A 24,380-nucleotide genomic window follows, 5' to 3' on the forward strand; every position below is an offset into this window, starting at 1 on the left:
GTAAATATATTTTAAACTGAATTCAGGTTAGCAAAATCCCAGAGCTAACAAACGCTCGCTTTTGTGCCTTACTTAAGCGTTTAATTTTTATCTCAAGCTTGCTGGCTTCACTGCGAGAACCGACTTCACATTGATATATTAAAGTCAGTGGCCCCTTCCCCTTTAAGTTTTTAGCCCCTTTGCCCGCTTGATGTGCTGCAAATCGTTTTGCCACATCCGTGCTGATCCCAGTGTACCAATGCCCTAAACGTGTTTGTACAATATAAAGTGACCACGTGGAGATCTTAGTTGTCATAGTATTTTCAGTAGTAGTTAAACTTTTTGCGGACTCAGAGGTCAAAATTACGCTCCAAACATCGATAGTAAAAATTAAGTCACAAACAATTACTCAAAAGGGTTTTACCTTAGGTGACTAATCGGTATCATGCAGTTTATAAAAAATAAGGATCCAAACAAACAATGCAGTCGTTAAAAACTTTTTCTCTTTGGTTTATCGTTGCTCTGACCTTAAGCGCAACCGCCGGTTGTTCTAGCTGGGTTTATCGTATCAACATCCCACAAGGTAACTTTTTAGAACAAACCGATGTTGACAAGCTTCGTATCAATATGACCCGTGAGCAAGTTCTTTATGTATTAGGTAAACCTGTTGCAGAAGACGCTTTCGATAAAAACACGTGGCATTACTTATATTCTTTTAATCTTGGCCGTGATAACGAACAACGTAAATCACTGACTATTAATTTTGAAAATGAAAAATTGGTATCGCTCAGTGGTGACTATGAACAACCCGCAGAGTTTAATACACCGCTTGAGCAATAACGCTCCAGTTCAGTAAATTACGAAAAGGTTAGCAACAGCTAACCTTTTTTGTTTGAGCTATTATTTAGCTTTATCAAGCGGTCGCCCACCTGTAATTTTATTAGCACGACCTTCGTCTTTAGCTTTTTCTGCACGTTTTCGTCGTGCGTCTTTAGGATCAGCAATTAAAGGACGGTAAATTTCAATTCTATCGCCATCCTCAAGCACTTGCGTAAGCTTGCAGGTACGGTTCCATATTCCTAAGGTTAATGCTAAGCCATCAATTTCAGGGCACTTAGCGAGGATACCTGATTGCATCACGGCATTTTCTGCCGTTGTACCAACTGGTACTTCAACAAGCAAACACGTTGCCGTGGTAGGTAATGCATACACAACTTCAACTTTTATCATCATCGCAGTCCATATACCTGTTTAGCGCGTTGAGTAAATGCATTCACCATGTTTTTTGCAACATCGTTAAATACGCGCCCAAACGCAAGTTCAATTAATTTACTCGCAAATTCAAACTCAAGCTGTAGCTGAACTTTACATGCATTGTCATCCAACACTTGAAAATGCCAACGCCCTTGCAAGGCTTTAAATGGCCCATCAACTAAGCGCAATGTTACTGTATTATCATCTACAAAGGTGTTTTCAGTAGTAAACCATTTTTTTATACCCGCTTTGGAAATTTCCAAACTTGCCGTCATGGTATTACCTTGCTGTGCAATAATTTTTGCATCCGAGCAATGGGGTAAAAATTCAGGATAAGCATCCACATCATTGACTAAATCAAACATTTCTTTGCTGCTATACATTACTAGCGCACTTTTTTCTATTTGTGGCATACTCACTCCCAACTGTGTGGGCGAATTTTAGCAAGCTTTGCGTTTTTCCCCAAACTTTCATGGCGCTTTATTTACAAACACTTTTTTATTAGCAAAAATAAAAAATCGATGTAAAAAGCAGAGCTTTACGTATAATATGGGCCACTATGGCTAAGAAAAATTCATCTAAATCGACAAGTAATACTATCGCGCTAAATAAAAAGGCGCGTCATGAGTATTTTTTACACGACAAGTTTGAGGCTGGTGTTGAACTACAAGGCTGGGAAGTAAAAAGTATCCGAGCTGGTAAAGTAAACATCTCTGAAACATACATTCACCTTAAAAATGGCGAAGCGTTTTTGCTTGGCAGTCAAATACAGCCTCTCAATAGTGCTTCAACCCATGTTATTTGCGATCCATTACGTTATCGCAAGTTATTATTAAGCAGACGCGAGCTAGATCGCTTAGTCGGTGCGACTGAGCGCGATGGCTATTCATTAATCGCCACTGCCATGTATTGGAAAAAATGCTGGGTGAAACTTGAGTTCCACCTTGGTAAAGGTAAAAAAATGCATGACAAACGTGAAGACGGTAAAAACAAAGACTGGTCTCGCGAAAAAGAACGGTTAATGAAGCACAAAGTTTAATCTATCTAAACAACCTCAAAAACGCCTAACCCAGTTAGGCGTTTTTATTTATATCCCTTAAATCCTTCTAACTGTATCAAATATAGTACACCTCTTTACAATTCAATTTGATAACAAACCTGTTACATGGTATTGATGTGTGTGGTTCATTTGACCAGATAAAATTAACATTATAACAAGGATTTAAGGATGAAGAACATACTCCCATTTAAACCTAAGCTAATCGCTTGTGTAACACTTGCACTTTCAACAGCGGGTTATACTTCTCAATCATTTGCTGCGGACGAAGCAAAAAAAGTTGAACGTATTGAAGTGACGGGTTCTAGAATAAAGCGAACAGATATTGAAGGCCCTTCCCCAGTACAATCAATTAGTCGCGCCGATATCGATAATATGGGCTATGACAACTTACAACAATTACTGGAAAGAATGCCTGCTGCTGGTAATGGTACTTTTTCTACTCGCGGTAATAATCAGGATTCGACCGCTAACGGCTCTGCAGCGGTATCGCTACGAGGTTTAGGCGCTGATGCAACACTTGTATTAATTAATGGCCGTCGAGTAGCTATAAGCGCATTTGCGGAGAGTATCACTAACTCATTTGTTGATATTAACAGTATTCCGGTCTCTGCTATCGAACGTATTGATATTCTTAAAGATGGTGCCTCTGCAATTTATGGTTCCGATGCCGTTGCAGGTGTGGTGAATATTATTTTGAAAAAAGACATCGATGGTTTAGAAGTTAATTTAGGTTATGGTGGTACTGACGGCCCTAACTATGAAGAAACCTCAGCAAGCATAGTTTGGGGTACCTCAAACGAAAAAAGCAGTGCGTCTGTGATCATCGATTACTTTAAAAACACCTCTTTATCATCAGATGAAATGGGCCGCTTAGGCACTGCTAATCAAACCGCGAATGGTGGTGAAGATTTCCGTTCATCTCGTGGCTTTCCAGGTACATTTGGCGTGAATGGCGTCCAAACTCCAGATCCAAGTTGTCCTGCAGATCAAATTAGTGGTAGCGATAGTTGTGTGTTTGATTATGGACCCTATGGCTATATTGCCCCAGCTTCTGAACGCGTTGGCGCGATTTCTCAGTTTGAATATAACTTTGATAATGGTATTACTGCCTTTATGGAAATGGCTGTTCAACACAACAATTCAATTGCCGCAGGTGCTCCAACACCATTAGATAAAGATGCAGGTTTAACAGTCCCAGGGAATCATCCAAATAATCCTTTCAATCAAGAAGTAATTATCAACTACTATAGAACTGTTGATGCGGGTGCCCGTCAATGGGATATTGAGTCAGACACTTTGCGATTTGTTGCCGGTCTACGTGGTGAAATTAGCGATTGGAGCTGGGAAGCCGCTGTACAAAAAGGCCGTAGTAAATCAATGCAAACCGGTGATCGTACTCAAGGCTGGGTAAGAACTGATTTTTTACAGCAAGAAATAGATGCCGGCAACTACAACCCATTTGGCGGCACTTATAATGATCCTGCAGTCATTGAACGTATTTCAACCAGCCTAGTTCGTCGTGGTGAATCACATATGACCTCTTTTGATGCCAACATCACTGGCGAAGCGTTTAGTTTTGGTGACAATGTCGTGATGATGGCGGCTGGTATTGAGTACCGTGAAGAGGATGTCAGTGATACCCCTGATGATCAATTTCAGCGAGGTTTAATTTTTGGTACTGAGTCCGTTTCTGCTGCCGCTGAGCGGGACCAATACGCTGCCTATGTTGAATTCTCAATCCCATTAGCTGATAGCTTAGAATTACAACTTGCAGGTCGTTACGATGATTACAGTGACTTTGGTACCACAACCAATCCTAAAGTAGCGCTGCGCTGGGCACCTACTGATGAAATTACTGTTCGCGGCTCTTGGGCACAAGGTTTTAGAGCACCTTCACTAGCACAAATAGGTCTAGGTCCATCAGAGAAAAGTCAATTCTTTATTGATAATTACCGCTGTAGTGCTACAGGTCTTGATTGTAAAGCTCTTGATTACAATATCCAATTTGCTGGTAACCCTGATTTACAAGCTGAAGAATCTGAATCATGGAACGTTGGTTTTATTTGGGCTCCTATGGCTGAACTTGGCTTTAGTATTGATGTATGGAGTATTACTCAAGATAACAAAATTGATGAACAAGCATTCGGCCCAATTTATGACGCAGAATGTAACAACCAAAACAGTACGATTTGTGTTCGCCTAGCCCCAGCCGGAAGCGAAACCCTTGGTGTTATCCAAAAAATTCATAGCACTTTTAAAAATGTCTCTTCGCAGGAAGTGTCTGGTGTTGATTTCTCAGCAAATTATAATCACTCCTTGGATGATCTTGGTTTACTTAAGTTCAACTTAGAATGGTCCTATCAAGACAAGTTTGAAAAAGACGGTCGCGATTATACTGGTGAATATGGTTACCCTGAACACCGCTGGATGTTCTCAACTAATTGGGAGCTTGGTGAATTCAATACTAATGTAAATATCAGCTATGTGGGTGAGTTTGAAGATACGCCTGATATTGATTTTGATGGCACCCTCGATTTTGATAGCAACACGTCAAGAATGGTTGATTCACAAGTCTTAGTTGATTTACAAACGGCTTATCGTATTACCGAATCGACCAAGATCTCGATTGGCGTAAATAACCTATTTGATGAAGAGCCACCATTTGCAATTGGTGATGGTGATGGTGATTTATACGGTTATGCTTCCGCGGTTCACAACCCTCGCGGACGTTATATCTACACCAAAGTGTCATTCGCTTTCTAGCGACTACCCTAAATAAAAAACCCGCCAAATTGGCGGGTTTTTCATATTCTAAAACAAAGGCCTAAATTATAGGTCGCTTTCGTTTTCTGAAAGGAACTTAGCAACGCCTGCTGGGCTTGCATCCATACCTTTTTTACCTTCAGTCCAACCAGCTGGACATACTTCACCGTGCTCAGTGTGAAACGCTAGAGCGTCAACCATACGAAGCATTTCGTCGATGTTACGACCTAGTGGTAAGTCATTTACTACTTGATGACGTACATTACCTTCTTCATCAATTAAGAATGAACCACGAAATGCAACGCCCGCTTCTGGATGCTCAACATCGTATGCTTTACAGATTTCGTGCTTAACATCTGCAACTAGTGCGTATTTAACTGCACCGATACCGCCGTCTGCAACAGCAGTGTTACGCCATGCGTTGTGTGAGAATTGTGAATCGATTGAAACACCAATTACTTCTACGCCACGCTTTTGGAATTCTTCATAACGCTTGTCAAAAGCAATTAGTTCAGAAGGACATACGAAAGTGAAATCTAATGGGTAAAAGAAGATGACTGCTTTTTTACCTTTGATTGTTTCGTGAAGATTGTAGCTATCTACGATCTCGCCGTTACCTAGTACTGCTGCAGCGGTAAAGTCTGGTGCCTGGCGGCCTACTAATACACCCATTTTATTCTCCAAATATTTGAGTTTGCTTTTAATTGCTTACGCAATGCTTGCCTTTAATATGGGATCTAAAAAATAAATACCAAGGGCTAGCATGCATAATTATCAGAATATTTTAGAGACTAAAGACTTAAAATAACAATCGTATTTTCCGATGTCACTCATCGAAAAATACGAACGCGGTGTATCACTCGCTGTTTGTCATTAATAACAGCGAAAAAAAACCTGCATATGCAGGCTCCTTATAGATATAACTACACAGTAAATGCAGAGTTAATCCATGATATTTTCCGGCATATCACCACGGATTTTTTGCCAGATCTCACCTGTTTGATGACCATATTTCCGCATCATTGAAATTGCGCCGTCATGTTCGCGTTTCTCAGCAAGTATGGTTAAATCTTTATAGAATTGACGCGCTAACTGACGCGTGCCTGGATCTGAAAAGTAATGACAGCCAATTTTAGAGTAAAAACCCTTAAAACCATTAAGAATAAGTACATAAATACGGTTATTACCTGCAACAGCCAACTCATGATGTACTTTATAATCATAATCAGCGAAAGCTTGTGCACTATCTTCAAGTTCATCACTTTTTGAAAGAATTTCTATCACGCGATCAGGTGCTAGTTTAATGGCAGCGCGAGTATAGATAGCGCTAATATTAGTACGCGCAGAAAGTAACTGGTCGGTTAACTCGGGCATTTTATCTTCATCAAGACGCGCTAAGGTCTCTAAAATATTAAGTCCTGAGGTTTCCCAAAAGTTATTTACTCGAGTCGGTTTACCGTGTTGGATTGTTAACCAACCATCACGCGCTAAACGCTGCAGTACTTCACGTAAGGTTGTACGAGTAACACCGATTAATTCTGATAACTCTCGCTCAGCGGGAAGAATAGAACCTGGTGGAAAATCACCATTCCAAATTGACTCAACAATGTACTCTTCGGCAAACCCTGCTGGGCTTTTCGCTTTAAAAATTCTCATTCAATTCCCACTTGAGTTACCACATAACATTACTTTAAACGATTAACTGACTGATTGTACCAGATGAAGCCAAACTAACAAGTAAAGTCACTTCATTAATTCACCCACGACGACAGGCTTAAGCCTCTACTCTCGCCACGTTTTTAAAATGGATACAGGCTAATTTATCACTCTTTCAGTGTCGCTTTCTTTTATACTAAATTGAAGGGATTGACCACAAAGAGTAATAGACATTTAACTTCATTATGCACACTATACGGACTGAATAAAAATACCCATTTCGCTATTTCAGCTACACTTAATATAGCGCGGCATATTAAATGGATAAAAGGTACGTGATGTTGTTTATAGCTTTTTTGTTTACACCACGGCTAGACTGAATTAACTTAACCAACAACAGTTATACTTAAATGTACAATAATAAGGAACACCTATGCAACAGAGTGTTTTCAATGCAATTTTTAAGAATTTTTTAGGCTCTGCCCCACAGTGGTATAAATACACAATTATTGCTTTTTTAGCTATTAACCCTGTGTTATTTCATATCAATCCCTATATGGCTGGTTGGGCATTAGTTTTAGAGTTTATTTTTACTCTCGCGATGGCGCTGAAATGTTATCCACTGCAACCAGGTGGTTTACTTGCAATTGAAGCACTGTTTATAGGCATGACAACTGCCGGGCAAGTAGAGCATGAAATTGTTCAAAATGTAGATGTAATCTTACTGTTGATCTTTATGGTCGCAGGTATCTACTTTATGAAAGATTTATTACTCTATATTTTCACCCGCTTGGTGGTATCAGTTCGCAGCAAAACTGTACTTTCCTTAGCATTTACTATTTCTGCAGCATTTCTTTCTGCTTTTTTAGACGCACTTACAGTAATGGCGGTGGTCATAGCTGTCGCTATGGGCTTTTACAGTATTTACCATAAAGTCGCCTCAGGGAAAGACTCCACTAGTGAACATGACATTAACGATGATAACCAAGTACGCCCAGTTAATCGTCAGGAACTTGAAGAATTTCGAGCTTTTTTACGTAACTTATTAATGCATGCTTCGATTGGTACCGCGCTTGGTGGAGTCTGTACTATGGTGGGTGAACCACAAAATCTTATTATTGCAGAACGAGCAAGCTGGCAATTTGGGGAGTTTTTCTTGCGTATGTTGCCTGTTACTATGCCTGTATTCATCGCTGGTATTGTTACTACAATATTACTCGAAAAAACAAAAACCTTCGGTTATGGCGCAAAGTTACCAGAACCGATTCATCAAATACTTGCTGATCACGCAAAAGAGCTCGATAACAAACGCACTAAACGCGATAAAGTTAATCTGATGTTTCAGTCATTTATTGCTGTATGGTTGATCATTGCATTAGCTTTACACCTTGCTACCGTTGGCTTAATTGGCTTATCCGTCATTATTTTTGCAACTGCGTCCGCTGGTATAATTGAAGAACACCAACTAGGAAAAGCGTTTGAAGAAGCATTGCCGTTTACTGCACTGTTATGTGTATTTTTTTCAATCGTTGCAGTAATTATTGATCAACATTTATTTACTCCTGTAATAACTTGGGTACTGACATTTGAAGGGCAATTACAGTTAGTTATGTTTTTTGTCGCAAATGGCCTGCTCTCGATGGTCAGTGATAATGTGTTTGTTGGCACTGTTTACATCAACGAAGTGGCGGCGGCTTTAAAAGCAGGACAAATTAGTCGCGACCAATTTGATTTATTAGCAGTAGCAATTAATACTGGTACTAACTTACCAAGTGTAGCCACACCGAATGGACAAGCTGCATTTTTATTCTTACTAACATCAACACTTGCTCCCGTATTACGTTTATCTTACGGGCGTATGGTTTATATGGCACTTCCCTATACCATTGTACTTACGGTTGTTGGTTTAAGCTCTACATATCTAGGGCTTAGTGAGGTAACTGATTTACTCTATCAATGGGGTTGGATTGAACACCACAGCGCAAGCTTACAAAGTATAGGAAGTTCAGGGCATTAAATATCCGAACTCTGGACAGTAAATCCCTTAACCCATATTTAGGTTAAAGAGTAAAAACAAAGCTGCTTCGGCAGCTTTTTTATTGTTACAAATCATATTTATCCTTGCGCCTAGTTTAATGACTAAGTCATAATTCATCTACAAATTATAGATTGGATATTTTATGACTTGGTTAGCAAATTTAGCCCAACAGCGCAGTGCTTGGTTACAGCTCGCTTTTAGCGCTTTTATTTTTGAAGTAATCGCATTGTTTTTTCAATATAAAATGGGCTTAGAGCCATGCATTATGTGTATTTACCAACGTACTGCCATGCTGGGGTTATTAGCCGCTGGGTTACTCGGTGCAATTAAACCCACGAATGTAATATGCCGCCTAACAGCATTTTCTGCATGGGCAGTTGCCAGTATTTGGGGTTATTTAATTGCACGCGAACATATCGATATGCAAACTACCACCGATCCTTTTGCGTTTAGCTGTGAATTCGAACCTAATTTCCCATTACCATTGCACGAATGGATGCCACATTTTTTTGCTGCAACAGGTGACTGTGGCAACATCGATTGGCAATTTGCAGGGCTAAGTATGCCGGCGTGGATGGAGATCATTTTTGCCGCATTTACTCTGATACTAATGGCCGTTGTAGCAAGTCGTTTAATAATTAAAAAGTCGCTGTGATGATGGCATTATTTTCAAGTCAAGTAACGCAATTAAAATCGTTTAAAATACGTCAACGTCAGCAAATAATTGCGATTGCAGTGAGTATGTTAACTCCAATGCAAAAAATCAGTTTGCGTATTATAAAGCTGGTTTTATTGATCCCAGTATTTCTATCATTAGCGTATGTTGAAGGTTGGTTGTTACTTCCAGCTTTACTTCTGGCCGGGTTAAGCTACCCGTTGTTAACCACTCCAGTCGAAATTCAATTCTCTAAACGCTATTTAAGGCACGCTATTAAGCAATTTGAGCAGGGCGAATAATTCGCCCTGCTGATTTTTAGAATGTAACTTTGCCATCCAATTTAGCGACTAATTTTTCGCCAATACCTTTCACCTGCGCTAAATCTGCAACAGACTTAAACTTGCCTTGCTTGGTACGGAAATCAATTATCGCTTGCGCTTTTGATTTACCAATACCCGGCAGCTGAGTAAGCTGTTCGACTGTTGCTTGATTCACATTGACTAACTGAACTTTCTTCATACTTTCAGCAGTCTCTGTTTTAGTTACAGCTGCGCTACTAGGCAATGAAATAGCTAAGCCAAGCACTACCACTATTAAAGTTAAAAACTTCATGTTTCTCCTCCATGATATCCATACGTGGACTCAATTAATAGTTGATTTTAATGCCTTCACTTTTGGACTACCTCCAAATAAAGTCATACTAAAAAAGTGCGACTATTTAAATAAAGTAAAGTTGTACCTCTTTGTCAAATCCTAGTAGTAAAAAATAAAAATGTTCACTTGCAAAAAGACCAATAAACAATTACTGTACATAAAAACAGTAATCAATCAAGGTGAACTTGTTATTCACCAAGCAAATTGGCAGGAGAAATCATGGCTGTTGTTGTTAAATATGTTGTAGAGAGAAACGGAGTCGAGCGTATGACGTTTACTACTAAAAAAGAAGCTGACGCGTATGACAAAATGCTTGATATAGCAGAGTCGCTTGAGGTTATGCTTGAGAAAGTTGATGTGCCACTAAGCGAACAACAAATCGAATCGCTCGCACTTGAGATTGCTAAAAGTAAAGACGACTTTATGAATGTACTTAAAGGCGGCAAAGAGGCAATACAGAAAACACCTACGGCGAAAGTAAAAAAAGAAAATGTAGCGTCGATTAAAGCCAGCGCAGATAAAGAAGCAAGCTAAAAAATTACAAGTTAACTAACTAAAAAAGGGCAATTAATTGCCCTTTTTTAGTTATAAAAATTACTACCCGTTATAGCCCTCGTTCAACTTCATCAAATAATTCGGTGATCTCTTTATTTGGTGGCGCTGTTGATAAGCTCACTGTAATGATTGCAATTGTTGCAAGTATAAAGCCCGGTATAATTTCATAAATGATACTGCTGAGGCTCTCACCATTTATAGTGATTGGCGCGTATATCCAGATCAACACTGTCCCTGCACCCACAACCATGCCACTGATCGCACCTTGTAGATTCATTCGCTTCCAATACAAGCTAAGTAATACTAACGGGCCAAACGCAGCCCCAAAACCAGCCCATGCATTACTTACTAAATCTAAAATAGAACTATCGCGATCATAAGCCAAATAAATAGCAAATAATGCAACGAGTAGTACACTAATTCGCCCAACTAAAACCAGCTCGGTTTGTGATGCATCACGGTTTAAATAAATTTTATAGAAGTCTTCAGTCAAAGAGCTTGAACAAACCAATAACTGAGATGAAATAGTACTCATAATCGCAGCTAAAATAGCAGCAAGTAAAAAGCCGGCAATAAGTGGATGGAAAACCAATTCAGATAATACTAAGAATATAGTTTCTTTATCGTCAATCAGCATTTGATTTTCGATCATGTAAGCGGCACCAAATAGTCCAGTTAACACTGCACCAATCGCTGATAAAGTCATCCACGACATACCAATACGACGCATAGTTGGCATATCTTTCACTGACCGTACTGACATAAAACGTACTATGATATGCGGTTGACCAAAATAACCTAAGCCCCATGCCATTGCAGAAATAATAGCGATAGTTGAACCACCAGCAAACCAATCTAACATATTAAGCGAGTGGACTTCGCTCTCTTTCGGAGCGCTTAACAGCAAGTCATAGCTGGCATTAGCAAGTGTGTCTAACACTGGCTGGTCTAGCATCGTATAAGTAACAATAGGTACAGCAAGTAGCGAGACAAACATAATGCAACCTTGCACAAAGTCAGTCAAACTAACAGCTAAGAAACCACCAAACAATGTATAGAGTACGACGACTCCGGTTGTCACATAAAGCCCTGTTTCGTAACTCATCTGAAATGAGTTTTCGAATAATTTACCGCCAGCGACAACGCCTGAAGAAGTATAAAGTGTAAAGAAAACGATGATCACGATTGCCGAGATGACTCGTAATATATTTTTATTATCAGCAAAACGATTAGCAAAGTAATCTGGGATGGTAATCGAGTCATTCGCTTTTTCAGTATAGACACGTAGCCTTGGCGCGACTAAAAAGTAGTTTGCCCAAGCACCAAGTACTAAACCTATCGCAATCCAAACTTTACTTAAGCCAAATAGATACATAGCACCGGGTAAACCCATAAGTAGCCAACCACTCATGTCCGATGCACCTGCAGATAGTGCAGCTACAGCTGGTGATAAACTTCTGCCACCCAACATATAACCCGACACATCGGCGGTAGACTGCTTATAAGCGTACAAGCCAATACCTAGCATTACGATAAAATACGCAGCTAAAGAAATAATCATTCCAGTTTCCAAACTCGCCTCCAACTCTGAAGTTAAAACCTGGCTTTCAATCCTAATAATGACTCATAAATCAATACTATATAAAGTCATTATTGGTGTAAAAACCAACCTAGAACTTGACTATATCACGCAAAGGGTGAATAACTCCACTTACTGAGGTAGCCAAGTAATGATATAAGGTGGAGTTGTTTTTATCTGATGGTTAATTATTTAACTACAGAACATGGTAATTAATACTTAATTACCTTAGGATTAGATCGATGATGTATCAATTAATTAATACTATAGCATTGATATTCTAAATATAATTAATGCTATTTATGCTGTTTTATCTTATATTGCCCAAGTAATCGCTTAACTGATGTGGACCCGCTGTTTATGTATTTTTATGCTGCACGCCAACCAATTTTAGATCGAAACAAACAACTTGTAGGGTATGAGCTACTCTTTCGTGATGGCGTTGATAATGTATTCCCTGATATTGATGGTGACGAGGCAACCACTCGGCTAATTGAAGGTAGTCAATTCAATTTTGGTTTAGAAGATCTCACCGATAATAAACCAGCGTATATCAACTTTACGCTTGAAACATTACAAAAAGGCTACCCAACTCTGCTTGGTAAAGATCAGATTGTTGTAGAAATACTCGAAACAATTCAACCAGGGAAACGCTTGCTCGCGATCGTCAAAGACTTAAAACAAAAAGGTTATACGCTCGCGCTGGATGATTATATTCACCAGCCTGTATGGCGTCATTTTTATCCTTTTATTGATATTATTAAAATAGATTTTATCAATTGTGACGTTGACACTATCCACACCATAATCGAAGAAATTAAACCTTATCCGCATATAAAATTATTAGCAGAAAAGGTAGAAACCTACGAAAAGTATCAATTAGCATTAGATCTTGGCTTTACTTACTTTCAGGGGTTTTTCTTTTCCAAACCAGAAATGGTGCAAAGTAAAACCTTGCCGCCATCAGAGATAGCTCTTGCCGAGCTGCTTTATGAGACATCCACTGTTGAAGTCAATTTAAAGAAAATTACCGACGTATTTGAGCGAGATGTAAACCTCTCTTATAAATTATTACGTTATAGTAATTCAGCGGCATTTAAGCGCAGAGCTGAGATCAGCACCATCAAACAAGCACTAATTGTGCTAGGTGCAGCAGAAATTAAAAAGTTTTTATCCTTGTTGTTTGCAGCTCAAGTTGCTGGTGATAAACCCGCAGAGTTAATACGCTTATCGTTAACCAGAGCACGCTTTACTGAGTTGCTAGCTATAAACCATAATAAACTCAAAGATACGGGCATGGCTTTTTTAACCGGTATGATGTCATTAATGGATGCCATATTAGATGAAGATATGCAAAGCGTGATGAAAAAGCTACCATTATCCAACGACATAAAGTTAGCATTATTAGAGGATCAAGGTTTACTGGCACAATATCTGCGCTTAGTAAAATTATACGAACAAGCCAATTGGCAAGGTGCAAACGCGATTAAAGATGAGCTTGGTCTTGGCGCTGGTAAAGTGCCAGATGCGTATCATGATGCCGTTAACTGGGCTAATGAACAAATGAAAGTGCTGGCAGGATAATAAATAATACCGTAAATAACAATGCCAGCTTAGACGCTGGCATTTTTATTTAACCTGAAAATACACATTAAAGGCTTTCTAAAAAGTCTTCATCAAAATCGTCGGGCTCTTTTTCAACCGGTGGATTACCATCATACAACTCATATAACTGACGTTGAAAGTAAATGTCTTTCATAAAAATATACGGATCGAGTGACTCATTCAATAAGCTTTCTTGTGGTATTAAAGAAGCCCGAGCTTCTACAGCCTTTAACGCAAACACCAATACAGTTTGTGGCGTGGTTAAGGCAATTTTTGGTAACACATAGCCATCAACCACTGCACCCGTTAGGTTACGCGCTGTTGACGGTCCCATTCCCGGTAGCATTAAATAAGCACCGTCGCCTATTCCCCATACCCCCAGAGTTTGACCAAAGTCTTCATCGACAATATTCAAACCAAGCGATGTCGCAACATCAAATAAGCCAAAAATACCCACAGTTGAATTAACTAAAAACCGCGCTAAGCTCACGCCTGCGTTACCCGCTTTACCTTGTAGCGTGGCATTAACTACATCAGTTGGTGCACTAATGTTGCCAGTAAAATTGACGATACTACGGCGCACCGGTGTTGGTGTTACGGCCACATACCCTACCGCAACAGGGCGCAGAACATAAGCATCAAGTACATCCATATTAAAATCATACATTGGACGGTTAAATGATTGTAGTGGATCTCGCTCATCTATTTTTTCGTCAGGCACTTGCGCGCATCCTGCTAGCACCAATAGCCCAAACAAAACTAAACTCTGTCTTAACATCTTTTATCCTTAAGGTATTAATTCATTGATAAGTAAATCGTAAGCCTTGGTTTGGCTACGTTCTAACACATCTGAACGCCCTTCCAACTCACCCGTTGAAGGCATTACTGATGCATCCTTTGAAATGCGTGCAGTTAAAATAATTTTATCAACGCTTGAAAGCGTTAACCCTGCGACCATAGCATTACTATCACTTAACTGTACTTCAATTGGAAAACTATAATCTGTTAATTTTACCACTGCGAGCGGCATTGGCGGACCATTGGCAGCTTTTGCAAATACGAATAAGGTACCTTGGATTGGAAGCTTGTCCGCAAGCTGTGGCGCAAGATTAACGGTAACTTTGATAGCACTCATTTTAGCTGCGTTATTATCCTCGCCACTGCCCTGCTCAGCTTGTGGTTGCAATGCAGGTGCTAGTTGTGTGTTTTCAGCTGTAATATTTTGTTCAATTTCAGTAATTCGCTGAGCAATCATGTCATAGCGAGTATCTTGCTCATCCATACTCTTTAAAAGCACTTCGAATGCTGCTTTTGCTTGCAACCAATCATGACGCTCATAAGCAATTAACGCTAACAATGAAATAGCATCAAGGTTAGTTGGATCGTCTTTGAGCACTTTAGAGAGCATACCCGCAGCGCGCGTCATATTTACATCACTGCCTTCAAGTAATAGTACTTGGCTGTAACTGATCAGCACAGGCATGTTGTCAGGATCCATGCGTAGCACTTTATCAAATGACTGTTGCGCCATGTCGTATTCATTCAATGACATTGCAACACGACCGAGTAGCATCCAAGCCACTTGATCATCACCACTTTGCGCAAGTTTAGTGCGTAGCCCTAACGCAAACGCTTGTAATTCATTTTGGGTTAAAGGTTCGCCTTGTTGCATCACGGCTCGTTCACCATAAACTGCTAAATTATCCATGGCGCTGTGCCAGTTCTGCAACTGTTGTTGTGAACCAGTTGCGGTATAAAATACAGCGGTAAAAGCGATTAAAAATGCACTGCCTGTTAATGCAAAAATACGGTTATTGCCTCTGCTCATCAGTGATTTTTCAGGCGATAACTCATTTAGTAAACGACGTTTGAGCTCAATCACAGACTCATCATGGTTAACTTGGTCAATACGTTGATTTGCTAAATCATTTGCCAGCTCGCCAAGGCGCTGATGGTAGATGGCAATAAGCTCTGAATTAGCATTGTAAGTGAGACTTTGTACCCGCTCTTTACTCAAAAACGGCAATGCCACAAACGTCACAGCTAATAAGGTTAATAATGCAAAAGAAACCCACATTAGTATCATTTAAATCTGCTCCTGACGTTCATTTTTCGCAATGAGCTTGGCTAATAACGCCTCATCTTGCTCACTCCATGTTTGCTTAACCGCAGCCTTACGTTGACGAAAAATAATAAAGCCAAAGCCAAATACCACTATCAAAATAGGTAATACCCATAGCACTAATGTTGCTGGCGTTACTGGCGGATCGTAGTGAACAAAATAGCCATAGCGGTCAATCATATATTCAATCACATCGTCTTTCGATTTGCCTTCTTTGACTAACGCCAATACTTTTTCGCGCAAATCTTTCGCAACCACAGCATCTGAATCTGCGATATTTTGATTTTGACATTTAGGGCAACGTAATTCTTTAGTTAACTCAGTAAAGCGTTGCGCTTGTTCGTTGTTATCAAATTGGTAACGATCTTGCTCTGCCATAGCTATGCCACTGGCTAGTATCATTAAAGCAATTAAAAAATATTTCATGGCTGTAATTCCTGCATCAAGGGAGCAAATTTAGCACGCCAAACTCGTGGGTTTATATCGCCAGTATGGTGCAATAAAATGGTGCCTTTGCTATCCACTAAAAATGTTTCAGGTGCACCTGACACACCTAAATCAAGCGAAAGAGTACGGTGTAAGTCAAGAATATTAAACTGATACGGATCACCGGCACGACTTAACATTGACGTCACTTCTTCACGTAGCGCTGGCATATCAAATTCACCATCAAAGTCAGCATCATAACTTTGTACATAGTAAAGCCCGATAATTTTAACGCCTTGCTCTCGCAATTGGGTTAAATAATCTAATTCAGCTAAACAGGTAGGACACCAAGTGCCCCATACATTGAGTAGATATACATCGCCTTTTAATTGGCTATCTTGCCAACGCTTTGAATCCTGCATTAAATCAGGTAAATCAAAGGCTGGCATTGGCTGACCTAACCGACCGGTTTGAATTTCTCTTGGGTTTGAAAACAAACCTTGAAATAAAAACACGCACACTAAAACAAATGCCAGCAGAGGTATCAGCGCTAACAACTTGCGGTTCATACCAGTTTCTCCTGTGACTTATCGGTTTTTTTCTTGCTAGTACGGTAACGTTTGTCACCTAAAATCATAAAACCGGCAAGTGAGATCAATACACCACCAATCCACATCCAACGTACAAATGGCTTGTGATAGATGCGCAATGACCAACCGCCGTTATTTAATTGCTCACCCAGAGCAAGGTATAAATCACGGGTAAAGCCAGCATCAATTGCAGCCTCAGTCATAAATTGCATACCAATATCGTAACGGCGCTTTTCAGCATGCAGTACAGTGACTAGTTTATCATTTTTCAGGACGCTCACTTCTCCAGCATGACCACTGTAGTTTGCACCACGAATAGTGTATACCCCTTCAAAACGATACTGATATTGATTTAACTGTACGATTTCGCCCGGCTTCATCGAAACATCACGTTCAACCGAATACGCCGAAGTTAAAGTGACACCTGCGATAACAAAGGCAATACCAACATGCCCTAGTACCATAGCCCAATAACTAAGTCCTAACCTTTTAAGACCTTGGCTAAAGTTAGTTTGCAAAGTAGCTTTAACATATAAATCAACACCGGTGGTGATCACAATCCATATCGCAAGCGTGGTCGCCAATAAAGTTAAAGGCGCTACGCTGGCATAACTTGAATATAACCAAGCAGCACTGATCACTATGCTCATTAACGCTGACACAAGTAGTTTATTTTGTAAAAAAGACCACTTATTTTGCTTCCAACGTAACAGAGGGCCAGTGCCCATTAAGATGGCAAACGGCACCAAAATAATGGCAAACATTTTATTAAAGAATGGTTCGCCAATTGAAATACTGCCTAAGCCCATTTCTTTATGAACCATAGGTAATAAAGTACCCAGTAACACAATAAATGTAGCAACCACTAAAAATATATTATTGAGCCATAACGCCACTTCACGTGATACCAGTTTGTAACGACCTTCGCTGCGTACTTGCGATACCCTAAATGCATATAAGGTTAACGCACCACCAACCACTATCGCTAAAAACGCTAAGATAAATAAGCCACGATCAGGATCGGTAGCAAACGCATGCACTGACACAATAATGCCAGAGCGAACAATAAAGGTGCCCAGTAAACTCAATGAAAATGCAGCAATCGCAAGTAATACGGTCCATGATTTAAATACACCGCGTTTTTCGGTTGCCGATAATGAGTGCAATAATGCAGTAGCTACTAACCAAGGCATAAGCGATGCGTTTTCAACGGGATCCCAAAACCACCAGCCACCCCAGCCAAGCTCGGAATATGCCCACCAGCTTCCAATAGTAATACCTAGTGTTAAAAATCCCCACGCAGTCATTGTCCAAGGACGTGACCACTTAGCCCACGTATTATCAAGTTTACCTGTTAATAACGCTGCAATTGCGAATGCAAAAGAAACCGATAGACCAACATAACCCATATATAATAAAGGTGGATGGATGATCATCCCTGGATCTTGTAATAGCGGATTTAGGTCGCGCCCTTCGACAGGAAAATACGGCAGTAATAATTCAAATGGATTTGACATCCACAGGGTGTAAAGCATAAAGCCAACACCTAAAAAGCCTAACACACCTAATACACGAGCACGCAGTATCCAAGGCAGTGAATTAGAGCGCAGTGCTACTACTGCTGTCCAACCGGCTTGCATTACTAGCCACAATAAAATAGCACCTTCGTGCCCACCCCAGGTTGAAGTGATTTTATAATACCAAGGCAAGGTACTGCTAGAATGATAAGCCACGTACGCGACGGTAAAATCATCGGTTAAACTGGCATAAATTAAGGCAGCGAATGACACTAATACAAATACAAATTGGCCAACAGCTAATGAAGGAGCTGCACGCATTAACCGTAAATTACCAGTATGTGCGCCCCATAGAGGAAAAATACACAATAAAACACTCAGCACCATGGCCAGTGTTAGGGAAAAATAACCGAGTTCTGGGATCATCTTAATTGCCACTTTCTAAGTTATATTTAGGTTTTTCGTGTTTGATCCCCTTCACCGCTTCCGCAACTTCAGCAGGCATGTATTCTTCATCATGCTTAGCCAATACTTCAAACGCTTCTATTACATTAGGTTCAATCAACACACCTTGAGCAACAATCCCTTGCCCCTCGCGAAATAAGTCAGGCAAAATACCTTGGTATTTGATCGTTACTAAAGGGCCTGTATCAATCAAGGTAAAGCTTACTTGTAGGCTGGTTTCATCTCGAATCACTGATCCTGGGACCACCATACCGCCAATACGCAACTTTTGACCAATGTGCGGCTTTTCTTTATTCGGGCCTTTACCTTCAATTAACTCACTTGGAGTATAAAATAAGTTAATATTTTCTTGCAGCGCATACAATACTAAACCGATGGCGGCACCAATACCGAATACAATAGCGACGACGCCAAGCAAACGTTTCTTACGTCTTGGGTTCATGCTTGATTCTCCTGTTGAGCGTGTTTAATGCGAGCCTCTCGTTCAGCTTGTTGCTGCACAGAAGCCATAATGCGCTTAGTATCATTCAAAGAACTAACTAAAATACCTAATAAAATCAGTGCACATGAACCAAAAGAAAGCCACACATAAAAGCCGTAACCGCCCATGGCAATAAAATCAGAAAAAGAATCAAACTGCATAACTAGCCCCTATTTAACAACTGACGCACCCAAGGGCGATGCTTTTCACGTTGTAAAATTTCATTTTTAAGACGCATCAAAGTCACCATGCCAACAAAACCAGCAAACGCGACTATATTTACCATTAATGGCCAAAACATACTTGAATCAATGGCTTTCGTATCAAACTTAGTAATAGTGGCACCTTGATGCAAGGTGTTCCACCACTCAACCGAAAAGTGGATAATGGGTAGGTTAATTACCCCCACAATAGCTAAAATAGATGCAGCTCGACCTGCTGCTTTTTTATCTTCAAAGGCATGATATAAAGACAATACCCCCAAATATAGAAATAATAGAATGAGCTCAGACGTAAGTCGTGCATCCCATACCCACCACGCACCCCACATAGGTTTACCCCAAGCGGCGCCAGTAATAAGTGCAATTGCAGTTACACATGCGCCAACAGGTGCGATGGCAATCACCGCCAACTCGGCATTACGAAGTTGCCATACCAAAGCGATCACTGCCGCAATAGCCATTGATGAATAAGCCCCCATCGACAAAATAGCTGACGGTACATGAATGAAAATAATGCGATAACTGTCTTTTTGTTGATAGTCAGCTGGTGCATAGGCTAACCCCCAGACCCAACCAATAATCATAAAGACAACCGTTATCACGGCAAAATAGGGCAGTAACGTATTGCATAATTGATATGCACGATCTGCTTTAGCGTAGGGATGTAACCACTTCCACATATTAACTTACACTCACTTTCAATGCTGACGATATGGCAATTGGTGCGCTGATAATTGCAATGACAAGCATCGCACCAAGGATGGCAAGCTGACCACTATAATCCAGCGACATTGTGCTGGTATCGATAGCAGACGTTGCAAAAATTAATACGGGGATATATAAAGGCAAGACCAATAAACTCATCAAAATGCCGCCTTTTTGTAATCCCACTGTAAGCCCAGCGCCAATAGCGCCGATAAAACTAAGTAATGGCGTACCCAATAGCAAGGTAAGCACCGTTGCAATCAATGCTTGATTGTCTAAATTTAATAACAAGGCGAACAGCGGCGTCATCAACACCAACGGCAAGCCTGTAATAATCCAATGGGCAACGACTTTGCCAAGCACCGTCAACGGTAACGGGTACGATGAAGCAATCAATTGCTCTAAACTACCATCATGATAGTCATCACGAAATAGTTTATCTAAGCCTAACATGGTTGAAAGTAACGCAGCGACCCAGATAATACCAGGTGCCATACGGCTAAGTAGACCGGGCTCAGGACCAATTGCTAACGGAAATAATGTAATAACAATTAAGAAGAACAAAATGGGGTTTACGATTTCAGCACGCTGGCGAAATGCCAGCCGTAAATCTTTTTTACAAACGGCACTAAATAGCTGCCAATATGAATGCTGGCGTAACATCAGTGTCGGTACTCCAGAGTAACGGTTTGCAACTCATTAAAGTGGGTCGTTAAGTCTTGGTGGGTGGTTAATAAAATCGCCCCACCTTGTGCTAGGTGAGCTAAAAAGCGTTGCTGCAAAAATGCGATACCGGCTTTATCTAAGGCTGTAAATGGCTCATCCAGCACCCATAACTTCGCATCATTAAGCCAAAGTCTGATCAACGCAACACGACGTTGTTGACCAGCAGATAGAGTACGCACAGGTACATCTTCAAGACCAACTAAGCCAATCTTAGCTAATAATGAGTAAAGATCTTGCTCAGTGTCGTAACCTTGAATCTGTAACCAAAATCGCAGGTTTTCAATCGCACTAAGTTGGCTATTCACCCCTGTTTTATGGCCGATAAATAACAATTGCCGGGCAAATTCATCATAATTTTTAGCAATTGATTCACCTTGCCACATAACTTGTCCTTCATCGGGCGCAGAAAAACCCGCAATTATACGCAGCAAGGATGTTTTACCAGCCCCATTTGGGCCTGCTAATTGCATGATTTGGCCTGATTTCAAGCTGAAATTAAGATCCGCAAACAAACAACGTTCTTGCTTGATGCAGGTGACGGACTTAATGTGTAACAAGATGATGATTCTCTATACCCAAAATTAGGCGTTAGTCTAGCATAATGATAGGGTAATACGAATAATGCTTTGCACCGATTAACAAAAACTTGATTTAAAATAATGAACAAACCTACACAGATAACATTAGCGAATTCGCTTCCTGTCAGTCATTCGTCGCACAATGGCGTTGCACAGCAATTACCTGTTTTCAGCGAGCAAACACTCAGCGCTAAAAACATCGTGTTCGCCAAAGGCTCTGTGCAGATGGAAGTCTATGTTGATAAGCATTGGCAAACATTACGCTTAGCTACAACTGGCACTGAAACAAACACTCAAAAAATTGCCAGTGCCGATATTCAACTCAGTAATGATGGTAAACAACTCACTATTTTACCAAAGCAAGCTGAGATCAGCTTGCGTCAAACAAACCAACTGCAAAGTGTTTTAAATTTAATTAACAGTGGTGTTCAGGTCGAGAATAAACCTTTGTCGTTGCAAATTATTTTACAGCCTGCTGCAAAATTACTGTTAAATCAGTTACACGCCAGTATTCCTATCAATAAAGAAGTCGCCCAACTACTGCACAATGAGCAAGATCTAAAAGCAATAATTACCCCGAACCGCAATAATTTTACCTTAAGTGTTGTTAATCGCTTTGCTGATACACTTCACCAGCAGCCAATCAGCCAAGCAAAACTTGCTCTTTGGCTCAGTAAACTGGTACCAAATGGGCAGCTACAGCTAGATAAAAATACCGCAATACTGAGCTTTAATAATTATAATGGCAATATTAAGCTCGCACTGCAGCAGCCGTTAAATAATCACAGCATACACTCAACTCAGCCTGGTGGGGTAATTCAAAAAGTACAATTAAATGCGCTTAATGAACAATTAATAATAAAAACGCAGCTACCAAAAATAGCTCTGCAGTTAAAAAATTCATTAGCCCATACTTTTAATTCATTGCTACAAAAAAGCCATGTACCAGGCCAGTTTAATACCCAAACAAGTGTCGCACCTAGCAGCCCCTTATTGGTCAGCAGCAGCCCAATAAGCTCGTGGTTGCAAGACAGTTTTGCTGACTTAAAAACCCGGATCAGTGACGCTGTACGCTATTTTGAAAGCAAACCATTTAGTCAAGTCAGCAATAAATCAGCTGTAGCACAATCACTAACACCAACAGATCAAACTGCACAAACCTTACTACCCAAATCACTCAGGCAAATAAACCTTGTGGCAATGGCGACAAGCAACACCCAACCATTACTGACAGATATTAGCCAAGGTACCGCGCTGCCAAAGCATTATCATCAATCGCCTCCCCTGGTACAGTTATTTCAGCGATTAAAAGCCGGTTTAGCAAGTATTACAGAGCCTAATGCGGTTAAAAATAACAGTACTACTGCGGCGCCACTGAGCAAAGATACCGATAACTACAAACAATTAAATAAACTAGCTGCCGCGATTCAATCCAGCGAGCAAACTACAGTAGCGCAAAATAAAACACCGCAGGTTACTGTTAATCCAAAACAAGCAGCATCTGATATTAATGCTCAACCTGCTCAGCTAAACAAAGAACCTATCGCTAAAGCGCTAGCACACAGTCCCGAACAAGTTCTACCCAGCAAAACCAATAGTACAACTGTCAATGTCAGTGATAATAGCGCTGTCGCCAAAACAGTTATAGCCGATGCTCAGCAAAAATTAAAAACAACTCCACCTTTTGCTGCAGGAGTAGATACCAAAGTAGCATCTCTAACAGCACAGCTAAACAACGACAATCTAAAAGCAAGTACTCACTTACATATAGAAGCACTATTAAAAGGACCGATAACCAGCGCTTTGCCAGCCAGCCAGATTAGCTTGCCACTGGAAGCCAAATTATTGGCACCACTTTTAAAAACGCCTATCGAAAAGCCGCTACCTAATTTTAAATCAGCAGCAAACTACGATAAACAGCATATCGCTTCACAAATTAATAAACTAGCAGCGACCAAAGTAAGTAATAATGTCGATTTAAATCGGCTAGTCAATCAAGCTTTTAGCCGCATGATTGACAGCCAATCGTTGCAACCGTTAACCATTCAACGAGAAATACTCAGTGTTTTGCGTCCAGAAAGCTTAACCACTAGTGCCCTGCAAAATAGTTTTAGCCAATCTATTGAGCATTTGGCAGTGGCGATTTTAGCGGCTCCAAGCTTAGCAAATATCAGTGCGTTGAATTTTAACAGTCAAAGCTCACTTGATGCTTTATTACAAATATTAGTGCCTAACTTTAAAGCAACTAACCCACAGAAACTGCAAGAACAATTACTACAGCCACAATCACAAGCCTTAGCGGCTGAGCTGAGCCAAATAAAAACTGCAATTAGCCAAATTAACAGCACCCCCATCAATCAGCAGCCTGATAATAATCCGTTAGTACAATTTTTACTGCCGATGCGACTGCCACCGGAAACCGCACAAACAGAAATTTCATTAGGACAATATAAAAAACCAAGCCAAAATAAACTCGAAGCTAAAAATGTTTGGTTTGTGCGACTTAATTTTGATTACGCTGAGCTTGGCCAATTACAGATCACCGCTGAATTAATGGATAAAGCACTCGATTGTCAATTACTTGCCTCAAGCCAAGATATCACCGCAATGGCTCATCCGCACCTTGAGAGTTTGCGTCATAAATTAACAGCTCATGGCCTACAAGTTGGTGAAATGAAGCTAAGCCAAGGTGCGCCGCAACACCAAGCTTTTTATCAATCCCATGCCATTATTAATATTAAGGTTTAA

At 40.3% G+C, this 24,380-nt stretch carries 26 protein-coding genes; 9 read left to right on the plus strand and 17 right to left on the minus strand.

The window, feature by feature from the left end; all coding sequences use genetic code 11:
• Positions 1–22: 22 nt before the first annotated feature.
• Positions 23–340 carry a GIY-YIG nuclease family protein gene (locus H5186_RS06465; RefSeq protein ID WP_182719322.1) on the minus strand — a complete coding sequence of 106 codons (318 nt, stop codon included), beginning with the start codon at positions 338–340 and terminating at the stop codon, positions 23–25.
• 119 nt (positions 341–459) lie between these two features.
• Between H5186_RS06465 and H5186_RS06470 the strand changes: the two genes are divergently transcribed.
• The gene (locus H5186_RS06470) at positions 460–819 is read left to right on the plus strand and encodes an outer membrane protein assembly factor BamE (protein WP_145239264.1); all 360 of its coding nucleotides are present in this window, start codon (positions 460–462) and stop codon (positions 817–819) included.
• A gap of 60 nt (positions 820–879) precedes the next feature.
• Here the strand turns inward: H5186_RS06470 and H5186_RS06475 are convergent, their stop codons facing one another.
• Positions 880–1,209 carry an RnfH family protein gene (locus H5186_RS06475; RefSeq protein ID WP_145239596.1) on the minus strand — a complete coding sequence of 110 codons (330 nt, stop codon included), beginning with the start codon at positions 1,207–1,209 and terminating at the stop codon, positions 880–882.
• The gene (locus H5186_RS06480; RefSeq protein WP_149981450.1) at positions 1,209–1,646 is read right to left on the minus strand and encodes a type II toxin-antitoxin system RatA family toxin; all 438 of its coding nucleotides are present in this window, start codon (positions 1,644–1,646) and stop codon (positions 1,209–1,211) included. The genes H5186_RS06475 and H5186_RS06480 overlap by 1 nt, the downstream gene beginning before the upstream one ends.
• Positions 1,647–1,792: 146 nt before the next feature.
• On the opposite strand from H5186_RS06480, the gene smpB reads away from it, so the two are divergent.
• Together smpB and H5186_RS06490 are read left to right on the plus strand one after the other, a co-directional pair.
• Entirely contained in the window at positions 1,793–2,272 is a 480-nt protein-coding gene (gene smpB, locus H5186_RS06485; RefSeq protein WP_064666579.1) for an SsrA-binding protein SmpB, read from the plus strand.
• Between the two features lie 189 nt (positions 2,273–2,461).
• Positions 2,462–5,056 (plus strand): TonB-dependent receptor, encoded by a 2,595-nt coding sequence (locus tag H5186_RS06490; protein ID WP_182719321.1) that lies wholly within the window; start codon positions 2,462–2,464, stop codon positions 5,054–5,056.
• Positions 5,057–5,122: 66 nt separating this feature from the next.
• On the opposite strand, the gene H5186_RS06495 is transcribed toward H5186_RS06490, so the two are convergent.
• Both H5186_RS06495 and fadR read right to left on the minus strand, forming a co-directional pair.
• Positions 5,123–5,728 carry a peroxiredoxin C gene (locus H5186_RS06495; protein ID WP_145239274.1) on the minus strand — a complete coding sequence of 202 codons (606 nt, stop codon included), beginning with the start codon at positions 5,726–5,728 and terminating at the stop codon, positions 5,123–5,125.
• Between the two features lie 270 nt (positions 5,729–5,998).
• Entirely contained in the window at positions 5,999–6,712 is a 714-nt protein-coding gene (gene fadR / locus H5186_RS06500; RefSeq protein ID WP_149981452.1) for a fatty acid metabolism transcriptional regulator FadR, read from the minus strand.
• Positions 6,713–7,145: 433 nt separating this feature from the next.
• Here fadR and nhaB point away from each other — a divergent pair, with 433 nt between their 5' ends.
• The 3 genes from nhaB to H5186_RS06515 all read left to right on the plus strand — a co-directional run bounded on the left by nhaB (position 7,146) and on the right by H5186_RS06515 (position 9,707).
• A complete protein-coding gene (gene nhaB / locus H5186_RS06505) occupies positions 7,146–8,729 on the plus strand; it encodes a sodium/proton antiporter NhaB (protein ID WP_182718161.1) in 1,584 nt (527 codons plus the stop codon).
• A 163-nt stretch (positions 8,730–8,892) separates the two neighbouring features.
• Positions 8,893–9,405: a disulfide bond formation protein DsbB gene (dsbB, locus tag H5186_RS06510; RefSeq protein WP_182718162.1), complete on the plus strand. Its 513-nt coding sequence runs from the start codon at positions 8,893–8,895 to the stop codon at positions 9,403–9,405.
• The gene (locus tag H5186_RS06515) at positions 9,405–9,707 is read left to right on the plus strand and encodes a DUF6170 family protein (protein ID WP_182718163.1); all 303 of its coding nucleotides are present in this window, start codon (positions 9,405–9,407) and stop codon (positions 9,705–9,707) included. The genes dsbB and H5186_RS06515 overlap by 1 nt, the downstream gene beginning before the upstream one ends.
• Positions 9,708–9,723: 16 nt before the next feature.
• Here the strand turns inward: H5186_RS06515 and H5186_RS06520 are convergent, their stop codons facing one another.
• Entirely contained in the window at positions 9,724–10,020 is a 297-nt protein-coding gene (locus H5186_RS06520; protein ID WP_182718164.1) for a ComEA family DNA-binding protein, read from the minus strand.
• A gap of 261 nt (positions 10,021–10,281) precedes the next feature.
• On the opposite strand from H5186_RS06520, the gene H5186_RS06525 reads away from it, so the two are divergent.
• Complete coding sequence (locus H5186_RS06525) at positions 10,282–10,596, plus strand: YebG family protein (RefSeq protein WP_182718165.1); 315 nt, start codon at positions 10,282–10,284, stop codon at positions 10,594–10,596.
• A gap of 70 nt (positions 10,597–10,666) precedes the next feature.
• Here H5186_RS06525 and putP read toward each other — a convergent pair whose 3' ends face one another.
• The gene (gene putP, locus H5186_RS06530; RefSeq protein ID WP_149981458.1) at positions 10,667–12,178 is read right to left on the minus strand and encodes a sodium/proline symporter PutP; all 1,512 of its coding nucleotides are present in this window, start codon (positions 12,176–12,178) and stop codon (positions 10,667–10,669) included.
• 378 nt (positions 12,179–12,556) lie between these two features.
• Here putP and H5186_RS06535 point away from each other — a divergent pair, with 378 nt between their 5' ends.
• The gene (locus H5186_RS06535) at positions 12,557–13,780 is read left to right on the plus strand and encodes an EAL and HDOD domain-containing protein (protein ID WP_182718219.1); all 1,224 of its coding nucleotides are present in this window, start codon (positions 12,557–12,559) and stop codon (positions 13,778–13,780) included.
• Between the two features lie 67 nt (positions 13,781–13,847).
• On the opposite strand, the gene H5186_RS06540 is transcribed toward H5186_RS06535, so the two are convergent.
• Genes H5186_RS06540 through ccmA form a run of 10 tightly spaced genes read right to left on the minus strand, consistent with a single transcriptional unit; the run spans position 13,848 to position 21,611 of the window.
• Positions 13,848–14,579: a VacJ family lipoprotein gene (locus H5186_RS06540; RefSeq protein ID WP_182718166.1), complete on the minus strand. Its 732-nt coding sequence runs from the start codon at positions 14,577–14,579 to the stop codon at positions 13,848–13,850.
• 9 nt (positions 14,580–14,588) lie between these two features.
• Positions 14,589–15,887, minus strand: a complete 1,299-nt coding sequence (gene ccmI, locus H5186_RS06545; protein WP_182761086.1) for a c-type cytochrome biogenesis protein CcmI — start codon at positions 15,885–15,887, stop codon at positions 14,589–14,591.
• Positions 15,888–16,349: a cytochrome c-type biogenesis protein gene (locus H5186_RS06550; RefSeq protein WP_182739671.1), complete on the minus strand. Its 462-nt coding sequence runs from the start codon at positions 16,347–16,349 to the stop codon at positions 15,888–15,890.
• Positions 16,346–16,918 carry a DsbE family thiol:disulfide interchange protein gene (locus H5186_RS06555; RefSeq protein ID WP_182718169.1) on the minus strand — a complete coding sequence of 191 codons (573 nt, stop codon included), beginning with the start codon at positions 16,916–16,918 and terminating at the stop codon, positions 16,346–16,348. The genes H5186_RS06550 and H5186_RS06555 overlap by 4 nt, the downstream gene beginning before the upstream one ends.
• Positions 16,915–18,882, minus strand: coding sequence for a heme lyase CcmF/NrfE family subunit (locus tag H5186_RS06560; protein WP_182794254.1), 1,968 nt, complete (start codon positions 18,880–18,882; stop codon positions 16,915–16,917). The genes H5186_RS06555 and H5186_RS06560 overlap by 4 nt, the downstream gene beginning before the upstream one ends.
• 1 nt (position 18,883) lies before the next feature.
• On the minus strand, positions 18,884–19,363 hold the full coding sequence (ccmE, locus tag H5186_RS06565) for a cytochrome c maturation protein CcmE (RefSeq protein ID WP_149981464.1): 480 nt from the start codon (positions 19,361–19,363) through the stop codon (positions 18,884–18,886).
• Positions 19,360–19,563: a heme exporter protein CcmD gene (gene ccmD, locus H5186_RS06570; protein WP_182718171.1), complete on the minus strand. Its 204-nt coding sequence runs from the start codon at positions 19,561–19,563 to the stop codon at positions 19,360–19,362. The genes ccmE and ccmD overlap by 4 nt, the downstream gene beginning before the upstream one ends.
• 2 nt (positions 19,564–19,565) lie before the next feature.
• A complete protein-coding gene (locus tag H5186_RS06575; protein ID WP_149981466.1) occupies positions 19,566–20,303 on the minus strand; it encodes a heme ABC transporter permease in 738 nt (245 codons plus the stop codon).
• 1 nt (position 20,304) lies between these two features.
• Positions 20,305–20,991 (minus strand): heme exporter protein CcmB, encoded by a 687-nt coding sequence (gene ccmB / locus H5186_RS06580; protein WP_182718172.1) that lies wholly within the window; start codon positions 20,989–20,991, stop codon positions 20,305–20,307.
• Positions 20,991–21,611, minus strand: coding sequence for a cytochrome c biogenesis heme-transporting ATPase CcmA (gene ccmA / locus H5186_RS06585; RefSeq protein WP_149981467.1), 621 nt, complete (start codon positions 21,609–21,611; stop codon positions 20,991–20,993). Before ccmA ends, ccmB begins: the two co-directional genes overlap by 1 nt.
• A gap of 102 nt (positions 21,612–21,713) precedes the next feature.
• On the opposite strand from ccmA, the gene H5186_RS22995 reads away from it, so the two are divergent.
• On the plus strand, positions 21,714–24,380 hold the full coding sequence (locus H5186_RS22995; RefSeq protein WP_259399173.1) for a flagellar hook-length control protein FliK: 2,667 nt from the start codon (positions 21,714–21,716) through the stop codon (positions 24,378–24,380).

This window comes from Pseudoalteromonas sp. SG41-2 (assembly GCF_014164535.1).
Taxonomy (GTDB): domain Bacteria; phylum Pseudomonadota; class Gammaproteobacteria; order Enterobacterales; family Alteromonadaceae; genus Pseudoalteromonas; species Pseudoalteromonas rhizosphaerae.

Bases quoted from the DNA above. Each gene is read 5' to 3' on its own strand.
- H5186_RS06470 (WP_145239264.1), top strand. From the start codon at position 460: ATGCAGTCGTTAAAAACTTTTTCTCTTTGGTTTATCGTTGCTCTGACC.
- H5186_RS06475 (WP_145239596.1), bottom strand. From the start codon at position 1,209: ATGATAAAAGTTGAAGTTGTGTATGCATTACCTACCACGGCAACGTGT.
- H5186_RS06480 (WP_149981450.1), bottom strand. From the start codon at position 1,646: ATGCCACAAATAGAAAAAAGTGCGCTAGTAATGTATAGCAGCAAAGAA.
- smpB (WP_064666579.1), top strand. From the start codon at position 1,793: ATGGCTAAGAAAAATTCATCTAAATCGACAAGTAATACTATCGCGCTA.
- H5186_RS06490 (WP_182719321.1), top strand. From the start codon at position 2,462: ATGAAGAACATACTCCCATTTAAACCTAAGCTAATCGCTTGTGTAACA.
- H5186_RS06495 (WP_145239274.1), bottom strand. From the start codon at position 5,728: ATGGGTGTATTAGTAGGCCGCCAGGCACCAGACTTTACCGCTGCAGCA.
- fadR (WP_149981452.1), bottom strand. From the start codon at position 6,712: ATGAGAATTTTTAAAGCGAAAAGCCCAGCAGGGTTTGCCGAAGAGTAC.
- nhaB (WP_182718161.1), top strand. From the start codon at position 7,146: ATGCAACAGAGTGTTTTCAATGCAATTTTTAAGAATTTTTTAGGCTCT.
- dsbB (WP_182718162.1), top strand. From the start codon at position 8,893: ATGACTTGGTTAGCAAATTTAGCCCAACAGCGCAGTGCTTGGTTACAG.
- H5186_RS06515 (WP_182718163.1), top strand. From the start codon at position 9,405: ATGATGGCATTATTTTCAAGTCAAGTAACGCAATTAAAATCGTTTAAA.
- H5186_RS06520 (WP_182718164.1), bottom strand. From the start codon at position 10,020: ATGAAGTTTTTAACTTTAATAGTGGTAGTGCTTGGCTTAGCTATTTCA.
- H5186_RS06525 (WP_182718165.1), top strand. From the start codon at position 10,282: ATGGCTGTTGTTGTTAAATATGTTGTAGAGAGAAACGGAGTCGAGCGT.
- putP (WP_149981458.1), bottom strand. From the start codon at position 12,178: ATGATTATTTCTTTAGCTGCGTATTTTATCGTAATGCTAGGTATTGGC.
- H5186_RS06535 (WP_182718219.1), top strand. From the start codon at position 12,557: ATGTATTTTTATGCTGCACGCCAACCAATTTTAGATCGAAACAAACAA.
- H5186_RS06540 (WP_182718166.1), bottom strand. From the start codon at position 14,579: ATGTTAAGACAGAGTTTAGTTTTGTTTGGGCTATTGGTGCTAGCAGGA.
- ccmI (WP_182761086.1), bottom strand. From the start codon at position 15,887: ATGATACTAATGTGGGTTTCTTTTGCATTATTAACCTTATTAGCTGTG.
- H5186_RS06550 (WP_182739671.1), bottom strand. From the start codon at position 16,349: ATGAAATATTTTTTAATTGCTTTAATGATACTAGCCAGTGGCATAGCT.
- H5186_RS06555 (WP_182718169.1), bottom strand. From the start codon at position 16,918: ATGAACCGCAAGTTGTTAGCGCTGATACCTCTGCTGGCATTTGTTTTA.
- H5186_RS06560 (WP_182794254.1), bottom strand. From the start codon at position 18,882: ATGATCCCAGAACTCGGTTATTTTTCCCTAACACTGGCCATGGTGCTG.
- ccmE (WP_149981464.1), bottom strand. From the start codon at position 19,363: ATGAACCCAAGACGTAAGAAACGTTTGCTTGGCGTCGTCGCTATTGTA.
- ccmD (WP_182718171.1), bottom strand. From the start codon at position 19,563: ATGCAGTTTGATTCTTTTTCTGATTTTATTGCCATGGGCGGTTACGGC.
- H5186_RS06575 (WP_149981466.1), bottom strand. From the start codon at position 20,303: ATGTGGAAGTGGTTACATCCCTACGCTAAAGCAGATCGTGCATATCAA.
- ccmB (WP_182718172.1), bottom strand. From the start codon at position 20,991: ATGTTACGCCAGCATTCATATTGGCAGCTATTTAGTGCCGTTTGTAAA.
- H5186_RS22995 (WP_259399173.1), top strand. From the start codon at position 21,714: ATGAACAAACCTACACAGATAACATTAGCGAATTCGCTTCCTGTCAGT.